Source organism: Methylotenera mobilis 13 (assembly GCF_000384255.1).
Lineage (GTDB): Bacteria > Pseudomonadota > Gammaproteobacteria > Burkholderiales > Methylophilaceae > Methylotenera > Methylotenera mobilis_B.
Map to the genome: position 1 here is coordinate 2,202,472 of NZ_KB913035.1, position 18,428 is coordinate 2,220,899.

Here is an 18,428-nt window from a genome sequence, read left to right on the forward strand (position 1 = left end):
ATTCACGCATTGATATTAAGTGACCATCTATAAAATCAAATCAGCAAAGCTAGTTTGTTAAATGTAATGTGCTTGCAAATGGTGTGCCACAGCTAGTGCCTTTAATCGAAGCTTCAAATCTTTCTAAGACCTCACTCTGATAACCCTTGCCATGTTTAAGCTCTAAAAAGGCACGGACTTCGCTGGCATCAGCAAATCCGTTTTTATCTGTGTCCATCGACACCACATTATCTTCTACTGTGGGACCGATATATTTGCCTTGCGTGTCGGTCAATACATCAAGCACTGTAGCTGCATGCACATGGAACGTCGGTATCAAGCAAACCAATATCAATAGCTTTGTCATTTGTGATTTCATCAAACTACTCCTTAATATGAGTTAAGAGTGATAATCCAAGCAATAATTCATTAAAGCATCACTCATCAAACATAATGTATTCAGTCTATCACTTATTAACTCAATGGATGAATCACTATCACCTCATCTGACGCTTTACGCTGCGCTATTTTATGCTTCCATTCCGCAGGGCCAGTAGTGTGCACTGAACTACCGCGACTATCAACGGCTACTGTGACTGGCATATCCTGCACAGTAAATTCGTAAATCGCTTCCATGCCTAAATCAGCAAAGGCTAGGACTTCAGCTTTTTTAATGGCTTTACTTACCAAGTAAGCCGCTCCACCCACCGCGGTTAAATAAACGGATTGATATTTAGCAATGGTTGCTATCGTCTCTTCACCTCGCTCAGCTTTGCCAACCATGCCTAACAAGCCTGTTTGGCCCAACATGATTTCTGTAAAATCATCCATACGTGTAGCTGTGGTAGGGCCTGCTGGACCGACCGCTTCAGCACCGACTGCATCTACCGGGCCTACGTAATAAATAAAACGGTTAGTAAAATCTATTGGTAGCTTTTCGCCTTTTTGCAACATGTTCACCATACGCTTATGTGCTGCATCTCGGCCTGTTAGCAGTTTGCCATTGAGCAACAACGTCTGCCCTGGTTGCCAAGCATTTATCTCTTGCTGAGTAATGGTATCGAGATTTACCCGTAAAGACTGATCGCTAGGTGCCCAATTCACATCAGGCCAATCTGCCAAATTCGGCGCTTCTAGTGCGGCTGGACCACTGCCATCCAACTCAAAATGCACATGTCTAGTGGCCGCGCAATTAGGAATAATCGCCACAGGCAGACTCGCAGCATGGGTAGGATAGTCTAATATTTTCACATCCAGCACGGTAGTTAGGCCGCCTAAGCCCTGCGCGCCTACACCTAGATTATTGACTTTCTCAAATATCTCCAACCTCAATGCATCAATCTTATTTTGTGCACCTTTTGCTTTCAGTTCATGCATATCAATTGGCGCCATCAGTGACTCTTTAGCTAACAGCATGGCTTTCTCAGCGGTACCGCCGATGCCAATACCTAGCATACCAGGGGGACACCAGCCAGCGCCCATGGTTGGCACTACCTCTAATATCCAATCGACAATGCTGTCGTTAGGGTTAAGCATGGCAAGCTTTGCTTTATTTTCACTACCGCCGCCTTTGGCTGCAATGCTGACTTCAACCTTATCACCCGCTACCAGTTCTACATGCACCACAGCAGGCGTATTGTCTTTGGTATTTGCACGCTTACCAGCTGGGTCACTCACAATCGAAGCGCGCAGCTTATTTTCCGGTAACAAATAAGCGCGACGCACACCTTCATTCACCATCTGCTCCAATGAAAGCTCAGCATCAAAATGTACATTCATGCCGACTTTTACAAACGCCACTACTATGCCAGTATCTTGACACAATGGGCGCTTACCTTCTGCACACATGCGTGAGTTGGTCAGTATCTGTGCAATTGCATCTTTTGCCGCTGGTGATTCTTCCTGCGCATAAGCAGCTGCTAATGCTTGGATAAAATCGGCTGGGTGATAGTAAGAAATATATTGCAAGGCATCTGCAATGCTCGCAATAAAATCTTCTTGTTTAATCTTAGTCATCGTATGATTTATCGTGTTGATTTTGCTATCGCAATGGTTGAGTTAATATCTTTACGTAAGATTTTACCATTCTTAGTACGCGGGAAATCTTTTGCCAGATAAACCGTTTTAGGCGATTTATAAGCCGCAAGATGCTGTTTACCAAACTGTAATAAGTCATCTGGGGTGACGCTTACTTCTGGTTTCAAAATCACATAAATCACCACGAGTAGTTTATCTTTTTCAATTTCCTCGCCAATCGCCGCGCAATCTGCCACATCAGGATGTCCTTTGTACACACGCTCAATTTCATATGGCGATACACGATACCCAAAACTTTTAATGATGTCGTCTTTACGTCCTAAAAACCAAATATAACCATCAGCATCGTATTTTGCATAATCTCCGGTAAAAAAGTAGCCATCATGCTTATATTTTTTCGTTTCATCGTCTAAATTCCAATAGCGCAAAAACAAGCCTGGATCAGTATCTGTGACGCAAATCATGCCCTCTTCACCTGTTGCAACGGGTTCACGTGTGTCTGGATTTAACAATTGAATATCGTGCCCAGGTTGTGGAAACCCTGCTGACCCTGCACGGATAGGGCGAAACTTGCTTTGTGACAAGTAGTATGAAAACTCACTCATCCCCACTGCCTCATAGATATCCAAACCAAAACGTTCACGCCATTGGTTTAAAACCTCATCTGACAAATGCTCACCCGCACTCATGTAGTGGCGCATGCTTGGCAGCTGTTCTTTTGCCGTGGTGGTTTTCTGTAATATCTGGCGATAGATGGTAGGCACGCCAATAAAAATAGTCGCCTGATGTTTTTGTATGAGATCTAGCCATTTTTGCGCATCATTTTTACCCTCATGCACAATCACAGTTTTACCTAAGTACAAAGGATCCATCAAACCAGTACCTAGCACGTAAGTCCAGTTAAACTTGCCAGAGTGCATGATTCTATCTTGCACTTGCTCACTGTAATTAAACCAATACTCTGCTGCAGGCTGACGTCCTAATAAAGCGCGGTGTGCGTGCAGCACGCCTTTTGGATAACCTGTAGTCCCTGAGGTGTAAACTAGATAAGCTGGGTCTTCAGCTTTAGTGATGGGCATCTCTTCGACTGCTCCCACGCTTGCCATCGTCAACTCAAGGTCATGCACCGCCAGTTTACTAGGCGCAATTGCCTGTGTTAGCTGTGTTAATAGCACATGTTTTAGGTTTGGCGTATTGCCCAAAGCGCCTTCTAGCTGAGACTGCATCGCACTCCATGCGGTAGCATCCGTCACCAGCACTGCAGCCCCTGAATCTTTGGCTAAATAAGCCACTTCTTCAGCCGTGAGTAAGGTGGAGGTTGGCACTGAAATGGCACCCATTTTCATGGCACCTAAAAAAGCAATTGGATAATCCAAGCTATTAGGTAGACGAATTAATACACGATCGCCGACTTTAACGCCTAAATCACGCAATACTTGCGCAAAAAGATTAGTTTTAAGTGCTAATTCTGCAAAAGTAATCGTAGAGGTACCTAACGCATCATCTTCTACAATCATGGCAATTTCATTGGCTTGTGCAGTGCCTAAATGCTTATCAGAACAAGCGACACCAATATTAAAATATTCTGGAATTTGCCAATCCCACTTTGGAAAGTCAGTCAACATTATAAGAGCACTCCATATGGCCAGTTTTCTCGCACAACCTGTGCAGGTAGCAGTTGTAAAACATGCAAAGCAAATTCCATATCACTGGATTTAAGCGCACGTAATGCATGTGCTCTTAGTAATGTTTGCAAAGCTTTACCAAACATTGGTGGATCTAACATTTCGCCATCAAATTTAATGGCACCACCAAGCAACGCATCCGCTTCAATCGCCGCTTTTAAAATACTTACCTTTTGTGCAACCTCAGTTGGAGAGGGTGTGTAAGCTGTTTTACAAAGGTGGATATGTCCAGGGTGAATCACTTGCTTACCAGTTAAACCCATTGCCGACTCTTTGCAAGCATGCTTGTACACAACACGCGACTCGTTATCGCCATGCAAGTCCAGCCAGCGACGTACATCATGCGGCTCTAGGTATTTTTCTGGCATTGCACTAGCGCCTATAAGTGTTTCCACCCCGCCAATCACGCCCTTACCGGCAATCCGTGCTTCAAACATCAATGTATTCATGTAAAACTGCAACTCATCAATCCAGTTTTCTGGTGTGATTTGAATGCCCATCGCTTTGGAAAAGTCATGAATCCCGAATACCACATGCTTAACCGTGGTGTACTGCATTAAATCAGGGGCTATCTTTAATGATTTTGGATGCTCAATAATCGGTTGAATCGTAATTTTAGGATTCACACTGAGCAAGAAGCTTGATAAATCACGCACCTCTGCTGCACCATAAGCTTCACCTGCTTTGGCTAACATCACCACATCGATGTAATCACCCATGTCGCGCACCAACTGCATATCTAGCTCGTACTCATCTGTTCTAAATGAATTAGCTCGAATAGCAACAGTGACACGCTCGTTCATTTTGCGTAGCAGAGGTAACTCTTGCCGCAACAAATCACGGCTCATTGCTTTTTGGCGGCAACCGTCTTCCAAGTCAAAAATAAGCGTATGTGCATGCGTAAAGTGCGCGTGTTTTTTCATACGCGCAGACGCTTGCTCCATATCCTCATAAATACCCAAACTAGGCGCATATTTAACTGGCGGATAATATAGCTGTATGCCAGGCCAATAATCGCCTAGCGCTTTGGCGTCGAAAGTGATTGGCTCTTCACCTATATGCATCATCATCTTATTCAGCCTCCTCTAGTTTATTTAATCTGGCAGTCTTTATTTTGTAAATCATTGCATTTCTTGCTTTTTCTTTAGCACCAGTTGCCTTAGCAATCTCACTTGTATTGTTAATCAACGCCCAGAACTCATTATCTGGTAATGCGAGCAAAGCGTCGAACACTTGCAACTCATCTAAGGTCAGTGCATCGTATTGATAGAGCACAAAGTTTTGCAGCACGATATCAAGCTCCAGCAAGCCTCTTCTACAGCGCCACGCAAAGCGTCTTTGTTCTGCATCTTTTAAGATTTCTGCATTCATCATCATGGCACCTCAAATCGCTTTAATTGATACAGTTTTCTTTGTTGCCTTTGCTTCTTTTGCGCGTTCTATTTTTAAATCTTTAATGCTGGCAATCGCTGCATTCGGGTTCAACTTTTTCGGGCAGACGTCTACACAGTTCATAATATTGTGGCAACGATACAAACGGTACGGATCTTCTAGATTTTCGAGACGCTCGGCTTCTGCCTGATCACGAGAATCGACAATAAAACGGTAAGCCTGCATCAAACCAGATGGCCCTACGAACTTATCAGGATTCCACCAAAAGCTCGGGCAAGCGGTAGTACATGCACCGCACATAATGCACTCATATAAACCATCTAACTTTGCACGGTCTTCTGGGCTTTGCAAACGCTCAGTTTCTGGCAACGGATCATCGTTAATTAGATAAGGCTTCACTGAGTTGTAATGCTCAAAGAACTGCGTCATATCAACAACTAGGTCACGTATCACAGGCAAACCTGGCATTGGGCGTAGCACCACAGGTTGCTCAAGTTCGGATAGTTTGGTGGTACAGGCCAGACCATTTTTACCGTTAATATTCATGGCGTCACTACCGCAAACTCCCTCACGGCAAGATTTACGCAGTGACAAAGTGTCGTCGTATTGCTTGATACGGATCAGCGCATCCAACAGCATTTGGTCGCCGTCTTGCAATTCAATTTCATAATCTTGCATGTACGGCTTTTTATCTTCATCTGGGTTGTATCTATAAATAGAGAATTTCACTTGGACACCTCGAAAAACGTTAGATATTGGGATGAAGTGCACCCGCAAGGGGTGTGTCCGTCAAGACGGCTGCTAAAGCAGCTCGGCTTAACGCCAAAGGCGCACGGAACTTAGTAACTGAGACAGTACAATGGGTACGGCGAGGTTGCGAGTGACGTGCAACGCAGCAATTCGCCCAAGAAATAAGGTTTTTAGAAGTGTCCATTAATAAACCCTCGCTTTAGGTACAAATGGTTCCACCGTTAATGGTTGCAAACGCACAGGCTTATAAAGCAACTGATGGTCTTTTTTATAGTAGAGTGAATGCGTTAACCAATTTTCATCATCTCGCTCAGAAAAGTCTTCTCGCGCATGTGCTCCTCGGCTTTCTTGTCGATTGTTGGCTGCGTGCATCGTGGCGACAGCCACCTCAATCAAGTTATCCAACTCTAATGCCTCTACTCGCGCCGTATTAAACACTTGGCTTTTGTCTTTTATTTCAATACGTTGCACACGTTCTGCAATTTCATTGATGCTTGTCACACCATCTTGCAACAAATCTGGAAACCTAAACACACCGCAATTGGTTTGCATGGTTTTACGCATCGCAGCACCAACTTCAGCCACATTTTCGCCATTTTTCTGATTATTTAGACGAGAAATTCGTGCCAATGTTTTCCCTGCGGCATCTACTGGCAATGGCTTATGTGCGTGATTTAATGCAATCTCTTTCGCCATTTTGTCACCAGCCACTTTACCAAACACCACTAAATCTAACAGTGAGTTTGAGCCTAAGCGATTCGCACCATGCACTGAAACGCAAGCACACTCGCCCACCGCATATAGGCCATTCACCACTTTTTCACTGCCATTGCTAGGCTCTACTACTTGCCCATCTAAATTGGTTGGTACACCACCCATCATGTAATGCGCTGTCGGCACAATCGGAATGGGGTCAACGACGGGGTCAACATTCGCAAAGGTTTTAGCAATTTCACGGATACCTGGCAAACGCTTACTAATTAGCTCTTCGCCTAAATGGTCGAGTTTTAAATACACCGCATCTTTATTTTTACCAACACCGCGGCCAGCTTTAATTTCTGTGGCAATGGCGCGAGAAATCACATCTCGGCTCGCTAAGTCTTTCGCATGAGGAGCATAACGCTCCATAAAGTGCTCGCCTTCAGAGTTAACTAAATACCCCCCTTCACCGCGCACCCCTTCGGTAATCAGCACGCCTGCGTGTAGAACACCTGTGGGGTGAAACTGCCAGAACTCCATGTCTTGTAACGGCAAACCAGCACGTATTGCCATACCGAGACCATCACCGGTGTTAATAAAAGCGTTAGTGCTCGCTTGGAATATGCGTCCTGCGCCACCTGTCGCTAGCAGTGTGGTTTTAGCTTGCAGCACATGAATGTCACCAGTTTCAATTTCCAAAGCAATCACGCCGAGCACGTCGCCATCAGCGTCACGAATTAAGTCCAGTGCAAACCATTCAACAAAAAATTGAGTATTTGCACGAATGTTGCGTTGATACAAAGTATGCAACATGGCATGGCCTGTTCTATCAGCCACCGCACAGGTACGTGAAATAGGTTTCTCACCAAAATTCTGCGTCATCCCACCAAATGGGCGCTGAAATATTTTGCCATTTTCTAAGCGATCAAACGGCATGCCAAAATGCTCAAGCTCGATAATGGCTTTAGCGGCATTTTTGCACATAAACTCAATGGCATCCTGATCACCTAAATAATCAGAACCTTTAATTGTGTCGTACATATGCCAAAGCCAGTTATCGCCAGACACATTGCCTAAAGCTGCGGCCACACCGCCTTGCGCAGCCACCGTATGTGATCGGGTAGGAAACACTTTAGACAGCACGGCGACTTTGACGCCCGCTTCCGCCAACTGTAGTGAAGCACGAAGCCCTGCACCACCACCACCGACAATCACTGCATCAAACTGATGATTTTTTATATTCATATGAGACTTAAAGCTTCCATAAAATAATGCTTACCCAACAGAGGTAACCAATCAACAACATATCAACGACAATCTGCAAAAACGCACGCAACCTTAAGTTAAAGACATAATCTTTAAATACATCGCGTACACCAAGCCATGCATGTACAAACAGGCTAACAAAAAACACCAGTGTTAATACGCGCCACCACCAAGGTGACATCAAACCTAACCATTCTTCATAATTAGCAGGCTGCCTAATCACTAGTACTAGCAACATCAGAAACAAATAAACCACCATCACGACTGCTGAAATACGCTGCGTTAGCCATAAACGCATGCCTGGATATTTTTTTGTCAGTAACTCTATCAACATAAGCGTGGCTTTTACCAAATATAATAAGCAAAAATAAACATCGAACAGACACCTAACACCAACACTATTCGACTAGAAAACCGTGCTTTATTTAGTGTAGTCATCCAATGCACATCCTGTCCCAAATGTCTTAAACCTGCATATAGGTGATGAAAGAACGGCCAGGAAAAACCAATTAAAATCAACTTTAACGTCCAGTGTTGAAACATCTCACCCAGCTCGGCAAAACTCGCCTCACTGCTTAATGAAGCCTGCATTGACCAAATCAGCACAGGAATCAATATAAACAACAACATGCCACTCATACGATGCAGAATCGACACTACCGCGTTAATAGGTAAACGAATCGTAAAAAGATTAAGATTCTTTGGTCTATTGCGCACAGGAACTTGCTTCGGCATTTAAGCTGCTCCAGCCACTGCTTTTGAAACACGTGCCAACAGGCGCGGGTCAAATGGTTTAGGAATAATGTATGTTTTTCCAAACTCAAGCGATTGGAGATTGTAAGCAGCCAACACTTCAGCTGGCACTGGTTCGCGAGCAAGTTCACTAAGGGCATGTGCCGCGGCAATCTTCATTGCTTCTGTGATTTGTTTCGCTTTAGCGTCTAATGCACCTCTAAATAAATAAGGAAAGCACAGTGCGTTATTGACCTGATTTGGAAAGTCACTGCGCCCAGTAGCCATTAAAATATCATCACGAATCGCATGCGCTACACTCGGTAGCACTTCAGGATCAGGGTTAGCCAGCGCAAAAATAATTGGATTTTTTGCCATGCCTTTTATCAAGCTAGCATCGAGTGCATTTTTGGCAGAGACGCCAATAAACACATCTGCATTTAGCATTGCATCTGCTAATGTTTTTATAGCGCTTGGCACAATAGCTAGCTCACGATTATTATCATGTAGGTCAGGCCTGTCAGTATCCAGCACACCTGTTCTATCTACCATCGTGATGTGATTTGCCCCCATACTTTTGAGTAGTTTGGCACAAGAACACCCTGCCGCACCCGCTCCCAAAAACACGATCTTGGCAGTTGCCAATGTTTTACCTTGCAGTTCAAGCGCATTCAACATGGCTGCAGCAACAATCACTGCCGTACCGTGCTGATCATCATGAAACACCGGAATATCCAGACGTTTTTTAAGCTCATTCTCTATATAAAAACAATGTGGTGCGGCAATGTCTTCTAAATTTATGCCGCCAAATGTTGGAGAAATATTTACTACCGTCTGAATAAACTCATCAGGTGTCTTTGCATTAATTTCTATATCAAATACATCAATCCCGGCAAAGCGTTTAAACAATACAGCTTTACCTTCCATCACAGGCTTACTCGCTAGAGGCCCCATATTACCTAAGCCCAATACAGCCGTACCATCGGTAATCACTGCCACTAGGTTTCCTTTATTGGTGTATTTATAGGCATTACTTGCATCAGCATGAATCTCCCTGACAGGTTCCGCAACACCTGGCGTATAGGCAAGCGACAAATCATCCTGTGTTGTGCAAGGCTTTGATGACTCCACACTCAGCTTTCCTGGTATTGGAAACTGATGGTAATCAAGTGCTCGTTTTTTTAGATCGTCCATTATTTATCTCTTTAAAGTTTTCTGGCTGATGCTTTTAAACTACTCCAACTCACTCATATAATGATGATCATCGGTTAAACACAAACCTAATCGCCACTCCATCGGCTTATCCCCATAGGTAAACGAAACGCGCTCAATACTTAACAGCGGAAATCCTTCTTTCAGTCCAAGCGCTTTTGCTACTTCTTGGTCAGCACCAACTGCTTTCAAGCGCTCCTCAGCACGAATCATACGTATGCCAAATTGTGATTCGTACATGCTATACATTGAGCCATTGCAATCTTCGACCTTATTACCGTTTAAACCTTTAAAAGTGGCAGCTGGCACAATTAGATGGTCGTAAATGATTGGACGGCCAGAAAAAGTTAATAAGCGCTTCACCTCTATCGTTGCTGCGCCCGCTTTAATCTCCAAAATCTTAGCAATATAGTTATCTGCTTTCGACTTAACGCAGGAAATTAGCTCGTTATGTAACAGCTCCTTTTTTCCATCAACCGCAGTTAACCTTAAAAATCTAAGCTTAGTCACCTCTTCACTATGGGTTGCGACAAAAGTACCTTTTCCTTGCCGGCGAATCAAAATATTTTCGGCAGAGAGGCTATCAATAGCCTTGCGCACAGTCCCTTGACTCACTTTGTAGCGAGCAGCCAATTCAATTTCACTAGGGATCACATCACCAGGACCCCATTCACCACCAATCAAACTCTGTGTAATTAACACTTTAATCTGATCATATAAAGGTCTGTAACTAGGTGAACTCAATTGCTTATCCATAATTTTTAAACCTATGCATTTGGTTGTTATCAACTTGCTTAATTTCCATGATTGAATTTATATCATGCAAAATAAAAATAGTCTAGTGTTTTATATCTTATATAAGACATAAGATAAATGTTGACACTTATTTAATTTCATCTATATAATCAAATCCACATCTTTAGAAAGTCATATTGATTATGGAATATCACATCAGACCACGGCGCTCTATGCTTTACGTACCAGGTTGCAACAAGCATTATCTTGATCGCGCACGCACACTAGCTGCCGACTCTGTCATTTTGGATCTGGGTGACCCGATTCTTGTCGATGCAAAAGAGCAATCAAGAGCCAATGTAGTAGAAGCTATCCAACAAGGTGGCTATGGCTCAAGAGAAGTGGTCGTGCGTGTAAACAATCTGGACTCAGCTTGGGGACATGATGACATTCGCGCTGTCGCCAACATTGGCGCCAATGCGATTTTGTTTCCAAACATAGAGTCTCGTGAAGACGTACTCAAAGCACAATCATATTTAGATGAAGCTGGTGGCAGCCATATGCCTATTATGGTAATGATTGAAAGCCCACTTGCTGTGTTGAATGCTAAAGAAATTGCAGCTGCATCAGACAGAATCAGCTGCATTGTAATGGCAACCTCAGATTTAATCTCTCAACTACATGCTCATGTGACACATGAGCGCTCTGCCATTCTCACTTCACTATCATTGGTGATTTTAGCGGCGCGCGCTTATGGCAGAAGCGTGATAGATGGCATCACTAGCGACTTTAAAAACATGCATTCTTTTGAATATGCATGCAGACTGGGTCGCGACATGGGTCTAGATGGAAAGTCTCTCGTTCACCCTGCCCAAATTGCTTACTGCAATGATGCATACACACCAAAAGCGACCGAAGTAGCTAACGCAAGACTCATTATTACCGCGCTGAAAGAGGCGAATGAAGCAGGCCGCGGCACAGTGGTTGTGAACGATAAATTAGTAGAGCATCACCACATAAAAGCGGCACAACGCTTAATTAAACTACATGAAGCAATTGTTGAGCTTGAAGAAGAATACATATAAATGGCGACCATCATGCACGCAAACAAAACCTCATCAGGACGCTTTTTTGAACATTTCACTTTAAATGAAGTGATTCAACACGCCACCCCACGTACCATTACTGAAGGCGATGTTGCGCTTTACATCGCATTAACCGGCAGTCGCAACCCATTACATTGTAGCGAGCCATTTGCGCAAAGCGTGGGCTACCAATCTGCGCCGATAGATGACTTACTTACGTTTCATATCGCTTTTGGAAAAACAGTCCCTGATATTTCAGTGAACGCAGTGGCAAATTTAGGGTACGCGGATGTACGTTTCTTACAACCTGTATCAGTAGGGGATACATTAAGCACGTCGAGCCAAGTAATAGGGCTTAAACAAAACTCCAATGGCAAAAATGGAGTGGTCTATGTACGGTCAACCTCAGTGAATCAGCATCATCAACCAGTTTTAAGCTGGGTCCGCTGGGTAATGGTACATAAAAACGACGCCAATGCGCCAGCGCCCGAGACCACAATCCCTGAATTACCAACATTTGTTGCAGCAAATCAATTAAACATCCCAGCATACTTAACTGCTAGCAACTTTGACCAACAAGCAACAGGTGGCCAATTCTATTGGGATGACTACCAAGCAGGCGAACGTATTAATCACGCAGCAGGCATGACCATCAACCAAAGTGACCATTCATTAGCTACGCGTCTTTATCAAAATAACGCCCGTTTGCACTTTGATGCACATTTAATGCAATCCTCCTCATTCGGCAAACGTTTAGTGTACGGCGGTATTGTCATTTCCGCATGTAGGGCCCTGAGTTATGAAGGACTAGAAAATGCCATCAGTATTGTTGCCATTAACGCTGGCACCCATGCCAACCCGTGCTTTACTGGCGACACCATCTATACGTTTACCGAAGTATTAGACTGCTGGGAACTGCCCAATAGAAGCGACATTGGCGCACTCAGGTTGCGCATGGTTGGCATCAAAAACATGAGCTCAGCCGATTTAGCAGAAACCAAACAATTTAATAGTTACCACCCTAATGTAGTACTTGATCTTGATTACACGGTACTTATGCCACGCAAAGGAAATCAATAATGGCTGTGACTTTAACCCAAAAACACCCGAATGAAGCGCTGTTTGGCGGCGAAAAACCATTCCCACTCATCCCTGCCTGCGAGCACTTTGCCGGCAGTGAAAAACTCATCTTAAAAGCACTATCACTACAAGATAGCATTGGCGCTGTTTTTGATATCACTTGCGACTGCGAAGATGGCGCAGCTGCTGGACAAGAGCGTGAACATGCAGAAATGATTGTCCGCGTATTAAATTCAGATGTGAATAAACATAAGATGGCTGGGGCACGTATTCACGATTACACCCATCCGGGATGGAAGCTAGACATCGACATCTTAGTTGCCGGTGCCGGCAAGGTACTGAGCTATATCACGATTCCTAAATGTACGGATATCAGCCAAGCCAGCGAGATGATTCAATATGTTCAGAAAGTGGCTAAAGAAAATAACATTGATCGTGTAATACCAATCCATATACTCATTGAAACCCACGGTGCACTCAAACAAGTACATGAAATTGCCGCACTACCATGGTTACAAGTATTGGATTTTGGACTGATGGACTTTGTCAGTGCGCATCACGGCGCAATCCCTGCAAGCGCGATGCGTAGTCCTGGTCAATTTGAGCACAAGCTATTATCTCGTGCCAAAACGGAAGTAGTCGCTGCGGCCCTTGCCAATGGTGTAGTGCCAGCACATAACGTGACGCTCGATTTAAAAAATGTAGAGACCACATTAAATGATGCTAGCCGTGCACGCAATGAGTTTGGCTTTATGCGGATGTGGAGCATCTATCCCACGCAAATCCAAGCTATTGTGGATGCAATGAAACCTAACTTTGATGAAGTGATTGACGCTGCCAACATCTTGCTTGCTGCACAAAAAGCAGATTGGGGACCGATTCAATACAACGGTGAGTTACACGACCGCGCTACCTACAGATACTTTTGGGAAGTACTACAAAAGGCCAGACTCACCAGGGTAGAAATTTCTGCAGAAGCAACAGCAGCATTTTTCTAAACAACTAACCATCTTGCTACCTAACACTGATCGGCAGGCACTTCTGCTGCCGGCAGGATGGATTTGAATGCAACGCACGCTGAAAAAGCAATCTTGCGTGATTAAATGAACTAAAGGAAGTCAGCAACATGAGCAAACAAACGACAGCAGGTGCACGTTTCAGAGCCGCATTAAGCGCCGAAACACCTTTACAAATCATAGGTGCAATCAACGCTTATCATGCACTACTCGCTACACAAACAGGCTACAAAGCCTTGTACTTATCTGGCGGCGGAGTTGCTGCAGGCTCATTAGGCATTCCAGATCTGGGCATATCAACCCTTGAAGATGTACTGATTGACGTACGCAGAATCACAGACGTCACCGAAACACCTTTACTGGTGGACATTGACACGGGTTTTGGTGGTGCATTTAATATCGCACGCAGCATCAAAAGTATTATTAAAGCAGGCGCGGGCGCAGTGCATATTGAAGACCAAGTGCAAGCTAAACGCTGTGGACATCGCCCCAACAAGGCGATTGTCAGCCAAGCTGAAATGGTAGACCGCATTAAAGCGGCTGTTGATGCAAAAACTGACCCTGACTTTGTCATTATGGCGCGAACCGACGCACTGGCTGTCGAAGGCTTGCAATCAGCAATCGACCGTGCATGTGCATGTGTTGAAGCTGGTGCGGACATGATCTTTCCAGAAGCTATTACTGAGTTAAGTATGTATCAACAATTTGCAGATGCAGTCAAAGTACCAGTACTTGCCAACATTACTGAGTTTGGCTCCACGCCATTATTCACCGTAGATGAGCTACGCAGCGCCAATGTGAGCATGGTGCTATATCCACTTTCAGCATTTAGAGCAATGAATCAGGCCGCACTTAACGTATACCAAGCCGTACGCAAAGATGGCACACAAGCAAATGTGGTAAACACGATGCAAACACGTGCAGAACTCTACGAACACCTCAATTATCACGCTTATGAGCAAAAGCTTGACGAACTATTTAAGGGAGAAAAGTAGCATGACACACCCCACCACTACTCAAGAACCTAAAAAGAAAAAAGGCGTAGCGCTTGCTGGCATTTCGGCTGGAACCACTGCGATATGTACTGTTGGCCACACAGGCAACGACCTGCACTACCGCGGCTACGACATTATAGAACTTGCTAAATCTGCAACGTTTGAGGAAGTGGCCCACCTCCTGATTCATGGTGAACTGCCTAACAAAGCTGAGCTAGCCGCGTACCACCAAAAACTCAAGAAGTTACGCGGTCTGCCAGATGGTTTAAAAAAGGTATTAGAGCAAATCCCAGCGAACGCACACCCAATGGATGTGATGCGCACCGGCTGTTCTATGCTAGGTACACTAGAGCCTGAAGCAAGCAACCGTAATATTGAAGACGCAAAAAACTTGGGCGATAGACTCATTGCCTGTTTTGGCTCTATTTTGATTTATTGGTACCACTTTAGTCACAATCAACAACGTATTGAAGTGGAAACAGACGAAGATTCTATTGCCGCGCATTTCTTACATTTACTGCATGGTAAAAAACCGTCAGAACTACATATCAGCGCAATGAATACATCGCTGGTACTTTACGCAGAGCATGAGTTTAATGCCTCAACATTTACGGCGCGTGTGGTAGCAGGCACCTTATCTGACATGTATTCATGCATCACTGGTGCGATTGGTGCGCTACGTGGGCCTAAACACGGAGGCGCAAATGAAGCGGCCATGGAAATCATTGAGCGCTATAAAACAGCCGATGAAGCCGAAGCCGACATCATGCAACGTATGGCGCGTAAAGAAATCATCATTGGTTTTGGCCACCCCGTCTACACCATAGCCGACCCTAGAAATGAGTCAATCAAGGCTGTTAGTCGTAAGTTATGTGAAGATAGCGGTAATATGATGCTATTTGATGTTTCAGCACGTATTGAAGAAACCATGTGGCGCGAGAAAAAAATGTTTCCTAACTTGGATTGGTATAGCGCGTCCAGTTATCACATGATGGGCATCCCTACTGGCATGTTCACCCCTATTTTTGTGATATCACGTACCACAGGCTGGGTCGCGCATGTGATTGAACAGCGTATTGATAACAAAATTATCCGTCCAAACGCTGAATATGTTGGGCCTGATAATCGCCCTTACGTGCCACTAGAAAAACGTTAACACTTAACTTCTATGCTTCTGTCATTTCCGCTAAAACTGAATCCAGTTTTTTATCCTCCGTTTAAATATGGATTCAGTTTTGGTGGGAGTGACGAACTCAATTAAATTACTTTCATATTAAAGGTCCTAAAATATGTCGTCGCACATCTCAAACGTCCGTCCCGCACCTGACCAAGTCATTGTTGATATTGCTAATTATGTTGCAGATTTCGAAATCAATAGCGACGAAGCATACGACACTGCACGTAACTGCCTTATGGATACATTAGGTTGTGGGTTTGAAGCGCTAGACTATCCAGCCTGTACCAAATTACTCGGTCCAGTCATTGCTGGTACAGTTGTGCCAAACGGCGCAAAAGTGCCAGGCACTAACTTTCAGCTCGACCCCATCCTTGCGGCATTCAATATCGGTGCAATGATTCGCTGGTTAGATTTTAACGACACATGGTTAGCTGCAGAATGGGGGCACCCATCCGATAATCTAGGTGGTATTTTGGCGGTGGCAGATTATATGTCGCGTAAAAATATTAGCGAAGGAAAAGCACCGCTGACGGTAAAAGACGTACTCACTGCCATGATCAAAGCGCATGAAATTCAAGGCGTACTTGCCCTTGAAAACAGCTTTAATCGTGTGGGCTTAGATCACGTTATTTTAGTGAAAATCGCCTCTACCGCTGTGGTGACCAAACTACTAGGCGGAAATAAAGAGGATATTATCAATGCCGTTTCTAATGCGTTTGTTGACGGCCAAAGCTTACGTACTTATCGCCACAGTCCGAATACCGGCTCGCGTAAGTCTTGGGCGGCTGGCGATGCCACCTCACGCGCAGTAAGGCTTGCTTGGATGACAATGCAAGGCGAAATGGGCTATCCATCTGCGCTCACCGCAAAAACATGGGGGTTCTACGACGTGCTGTTTAAAGGCAACGCGTTTAAATTCCAACGTGCTTACGGCTCTTATGTCATGGAACAAGTGCTTTTCAAAATCTCGTTCCCTGCAGAGTTCCACGCACAAACAGCGGTGGAATGCGCCTTGCAGCTCAATAAAGAAGTCGGCAACCGTTTGCAAACTGTAGAACAAATTGCAGAAATCGACAAAATCGTCATCACAACCCATGAGTCTGCAATCCGCATTATTGATAAAACAGGGCCACTCGACAACCCTGCCGACCGCGACCATTGCATTCAGTACATGGCAGCCATAGGCCTATTAAAAGGCAACCTGACTGCTCAAGATTACGAAGATGAAGCTGCCGCAGACCCACGCATTGATGCGATTCGTAGCAAAATGAGCTGCGTAGAAAAAGTAGAATACACCCGCGACTACCTAGACCCAGAGAAACGCTCAATCGCCAACGCCATTCAAATCTTTTTCAAAGATGGCACGAGCTCAAGCAACATTGCCGTAGAGTACCCAATTGGCCACCGCCGTCGCCGTGGCGAAGGCATCCCTGAGTTAGTAAAAAAATTCAAAGTGAATTTAGCACGCAGATTTGATACGAAGAAACAGGAAGAAATTTTAGCGTTATGCTTAGCGCAGAAAACATTAGAAACGATGCCTGTTAATACTTTTGTAGATATGCTGTGGCAAGGTTAATACCTTAAAGTACAGGTGGGCAAAAGATCACTTTTGCCCACAACCGCTTAAACTTGCCAATCAATTGGCACTTCACCACGCCTTTTTAGGTACTCATTGATACTCGAAAATTGGTGGTTACCAAAAAAACCTCGATGTGCTGATAACGGTGATGGATGTACCGATTTCAGTACCAAATGTTTTTTCGGGTCGATCATCCCACCCTTTTTCTGGGCATAACTCCCCCACAGCACAAACACCAAGCCTTCCCGATACTGGTTTAAAGCTGCAATCGCCGCATCGGTAAAGGTTTCCCAACCCCGTTTCTGGTGTGAGCCAGCGTTTGCCATCTCCACTGTAAGTGTTGCGTTTAATAACAGCACTCCTTGATTAGCCCAAGGCGTCAAATCGCCTTTTCCTCGCATTTTAATACCAAGGTCACTTTCTATTTCTTTAAAAATATTGAGTAGCGAAGGTGGCAACGCAACGCCCTCTGGCACTGAAAAGCTCAAACCATGCGCCTGAGGCTGCCCTTTATCCTGTCCGTGATAAGGATCTTGCCCGATAATTACCACGCGCACCCTATCAAACGGCGTGTGATTAAAGGCATTAAAAATCAATGGGCTAGGTGGAAATATTGTCTTGCCAGCGGCTTTTTCCTGCTTTAAAAAAAAACGCAGTGATTGCATATAAGGCTTATCAAGCTCGTCACCTATCATCGCTTGCCATGAAGGGTGAAGTTGACCAGGTTTTTCTAGAGGCATTTTAAAGTCAGAGTGATGAAGATAGAATAATTATAGTCCGAAGTGGCCTGCTCATTTTATGTGACAAATACTTAGCTAGACTATCCGTCTCTTAAATATTAACTTGCCTACCTGGCGCCGGTAGATAATTTACAACTTACGTACGAAATTCTTAACAATAAATCACTAGTATTAAGTAGAGGGTGAGAATAGCTACATAAATAAAAGCTTTTTGCACTCACTACGACTAGGGTAAAATACAGTTTCATTAAAATCTATGTTTTGAAAGT

The 18,428-nt window shown here is 44.4% G+C and carries 19 protein-coding genes; 6 read left to right on the forward strand and 13 right to left on the reverse strand.

The window, feature by feature from the left end:
- Positions 1–49: 49 nt before the first annotated feature.
- From A391_RS0110405 to A391_RS0110455, 12 genes are all read right to left on the reverse strand, one after another.
- Positions 50–358: a hypothetical protein gene (locus A391_RS0110405; protein ID WP_019899223.1), complete on the reverse strand. Its 309-nt coding sequence runs from the start codon at positions 356–358 to the stop codon at positions 50–52.
- A 95-nt stretch (positions 359–453) separates the two neighbouring features.
- On the reverse strand, positions 454–1,995 hold the full coding sequence (locus A391_RS0110410; protein ID WP_019899225.1) for a fumarate hydratase: 1,542 nt from the start codon (positions 1,993–1,995) through the stop codon (positions 454–456).
- 8 nt (positions 1,996–2,003) lie between these two features.
- The gene (locus A391_RS0110415; protein WP_019899226.1) at positions 2,004–3,641 is read right to left on the reverse strand and encodes an acyl-CoA synthetase; all 1,638 of its coding nucleotides are present in this window, start codon (positions 3,639–3,641) and stop codon (positions 2,004–2,006) included.
- Complete coding sequence (locus A391_RS0110420) at positions 3,641–4,771, reverse strand: HpcH/HpaI aldolase/citrate lyase family protein (RefSeq protein WP_019899227.1); 1,131 nt, start codon at positions 4,769–4,771, stop codon at positions 3,641–3,643. Before A391_RS0110420 ends, A391_RS0110415 begins: the two co-directional genes overlap by 1 nt.
- Position 4,772: 1 nt before the next feature.
- Complete coding sequence (locus tag A391_RS0110425) at positions 4,773–5,078, reverse strand: succinate dehydrogenase assembly factor 2 (protein WP_232416176.1); 306 nt, start codon at positions 5,076–5,078, stop codon at positions 4,773–4,775.
- Positions 5,079–5,084: 6 nt separating this feature from the next.
- Complete coding sequence (locus tag A391_RS0110430) at positions 5,085–5,822, reverse strand: succinate dehydrogenase iron-sulfur subunit (protein WP_019899229.1); 738 nt, start codon at positions 5,820–5,822, stop codon at positions 5,085–5,087.
- A 19-nt stretch (positions 5,823–5,841) separates the two neighbouring features.
- Positions 5,842–6,027, reverse strand: a complete 186-nt coding sequence (locus A391_RS14455) for a hypothetical protein (protein WP_157261353.1) — start codon at positions 6,025–6,027, stop codon at positions 5,842–5,844.
- Entirely contained in the window at positions 6,027–7,787 is a 1,761-nt protein-coding gene (sdhA, locus tag A391_RS0110435; protein ID WP_019899233.1) for a succinate dehydrogenase flavoprotein subunit, read from the reverse strand. Before sdhA ends, A391_RS14455 begins: the two co-directional genes overlap by 1 nt.
- Positions 7,788–7,794: 7 nt before the next feature.
- A complete protein-coding gene (sdhD, locus tag A391_RS0110440; protein WP_029144125.1) occupies positions 7,795–8,142 on the reverse strand; it encodes a succinate dehydrogenase, hydrophobic membrane anchor protein in 348 nt (115 codons plus the stop codon).
- Positions 8,143–8,153: 11 nt separating this feature from the next.
- A complete protein-coding gene (gene sdhC, locus A391_RS0110445) occupies positions 8,154–8,543 on the reverse strand; it encodes a succinate dehydrogenase, cytochrome b556 subunit (protein ID WP_019899235.1) in 390 nt (129 codons plus the stop codon).
- Positions 8,544–9,734, reverse strand: a complete 1,191-nt coding sequence (locus A391_RS0110450) for a malic enzyme-like NAD(P)-binding protein (RefSeq protein ID WP_019899236.1) — start codon at positions 9,732–9,734, stop codon at positions 8,544–8,546.
- Between the two features lie 39 nt (positions 9,735–9,773).
- Complete coding sequence (locus tag A391_RS0110455) at positions 9,774–10,508, reverse strand: GntR family transcriptional regulator (protein WP_019899237.1); 735 nt, start codon at positions 10,506–10,508, stop codon at positions 9,774–9,776.
- Positions 10,509–10,690: 182 nt separating this feature from the next.
- Between A391_RS0110455 and A391_RS0110460 the strand changes: the two genes are divergently transcribed.
- From A391_RS0110460 to A391_RS0110485, 6 genes are all read left to right on the forward strand, one after another.
- A complete protein-coding gene (locus A391_RS0110460; RefSeq protein ID WP_019899238.1) occupies positions 10,691–11,572 on the forward strand; it encodes an HpcH/HpaI aldolase/citrate lyase family protein in 882 nt (293 codons plus the stop codon).
- Between the two features lie 12 nt (positions 11,573–11,584).
- Positions 11,585–12,652: a MaoC family dehydratase gene (locus A391_RS0110465; RefSeq protein WP_036317254.1), complete on the forward strand. Its 1,068-nt coding sequence runs from the start codon at positions 11,585–11,587 to the stop codon at positions 12,650–12,652.
- Entirely contained in the window at positions 12,652–13,650 is a 999-nt protein-coding gene (locus tag A391_RS0110470; protein ID WP_019899240.1) for an HpcH/HpaI aldolase/citrate lyase family protein, read from the forward strand. Before A391_RS0110465 ends, A391_RS0110470 begins: the two co-directional genes overlap by 1 nt.
- Positions 13,651–13,778: 128 nt before the next feature.
- Positions 13,779–14,663, forward strand: coding sequence for a methylisocitrate lyase (gene prpB, locus A391_RS0110475; RefSeq protein WP_019899241.1), 885 nt, complete (start codon positions 13,779–13,781; stop codon positions 14,661–14,663).
- A 1-nt stretch (position 14,664) separates the two neighbouring features.
- Positions 14,665–15,819, forward strand: a complete 1,155-nt coding sequence (prpC, locus tag A391_RS0110480; RefSeq protein ID WP_019899242.1) for a bifunctional 2-methylcitrate synthase/citrate synthase — start codon at positions 14,665–14,667, stop codon at positions 15,817–15,819.
- Positions 15,820–15,952: 133 nt separating this feature from the next.
- Complete coding sequence (locus A391_RS0110485; RefSeq protein ID WP_019899243.1) at positions 15,953–17,416, forward strand: bifunctional 2-methylcitrate dehydratase/aconitate hydratase; 1,464 nt, start codon at positions 15,953–15,955, stop codon at positions 17,414–17,416.
- 47 nt (positions 17,417–17,463) lie between these two features.
- Here the strand turns inward: A391_RS0110485 and ung are convergent, their stop codons facing one another.
- On the reverse strand, positions 17,464–18,159 hold the full coding sequence (gene ung / locus A391_RS0110490; protein WP_019899244.1) for a uracil-DNA glycosylase: 696 nt from the start codon (positions 18,157–18,159) through the stop codon (positions 17,464–17,466).
- Between the last annotated feature and the right edge of the window lie 269 nt (positions 18,160–18,428).

Bases quoted from the DNA above. Each gene is read 5' to 3' on its own strand.
- A391_RS0110405 (WP_019899223.1), bottom strand. From the start codon at position 358: ATGAAATCACAAATGACAAAGCTATTGATATTGGTTTGCTTGATACCG.
- A391_RS0110410 (WP_019899225.1), bottom strand. From the start codon at position 1,995: ATGACTAAGATTAAACAAGAAGATTTTATTGCGAGCATTGCAGATGCC.
- A391_RS0110415 (WP_019899226.1), bottom strand. From the start codon at position 3,641: ATGTTGACTGACTTTCCAAAGTGGGATTGGCAAATTCCAGAATATTTT.
- A391_RS0110420 (WP_019899227.1), bottom strand. From the start codon at position 4,771: ATGATGATGCATATAGGTGAAGAGCCAATCACTTTCGACGCCAAAGCG.
- A391_RS0110425 (WP_232416176.1), bottom strand. From the start codon at position 5,078: ATGATGATGAATGCAGAAATCTTAAAAGATGCAGAACAAAGACGCTTT.
- A391_RS14455 (WP_157261353.1), bottom strand. From the start codon at position 6,027: ATGGACACTTCTAAAAACCTTATTTCTTGGGCGAATTGCTGCGTTGCA.
- sdhA (WP_019899233.1), bottom strand. From the start codon at position 7,787: ATGAATATAAAAAATCATCAGTTTGATGCAGTGATTGTCGGTGGTGGT.
- sdhD (WP_029144125.1), bottom strand. From the start codon at position 8,142: ATGTTGATAGAGTTACTGACAAAAAAATATCCAGGCATGCGTTTATGG.
- sdhC (WP_019899235.1), bottom strand. From the start codon at position 8,543: ATGCCGAAGCAAGTTCCTGTGCGCAATAGACCAAAGAATCTTAATCTT.
- A391_RS0110450 (WP_019899236.1), bottom strand. From the start codon at position 9,734: ATGGACGATCTAAAAAAACGAGCACTTGATTACCATCAGTTTCCAATA.
- A391_RS0110455 (WP_019899237.1), bottom strand. From the start codon at position 10,508: ATGGATAAGCAATTGAGTTCACCTAGTTACAGACCTTTATATGATCAG.
- A391_RS0110460 (WP_019899238.1), top strand. From the start codon at position 10,691: ATGGAATATCACATCAGACCACGGCGCTCTATGCTTTACGTACCAGGT.
- A391_RS0110465 (WP_036317254.1), top strand. From the start codon at position 11,585: ATGCACGCAAACAAAACCTCATCAGGACGCTTTTTTGAACATTTCACT.
- A391_RS0110470 (WP_019899240.1), top strand. From the start codon at position 12,652: ATGGCTGTGACTTTAACCCAAAAACACCCGAATGAAGCGCTGTTTGGC.
- prpB (WP_019899241.1), top strand. From the start codon at position 13,779: ATGAGCAAACAAACGACAGCAGGTGCACGTTTCAGAGCCGCATTAAGC.
- prpC (WP_019899242.1), top strand. From the start codon at position 14,665: ATGACACACCCCACCACTACTCAAGAACCTAAAAAGAAAAAAGGCGTA.
- A391_RS0110485 (WP_019899243.1), top strand. From the start codon at position 15,953: ATGTCGTCGCACATCTCAAACGTCCGTCCCGCACCTGACCAAGTCATT.
- ung (WP_019899244.1), bottom strand. From the start codon at position 18,159: ATGCCTCTAGAAAAACCTGGTCAACTTCACCCTTCATGGCAAGCGATG.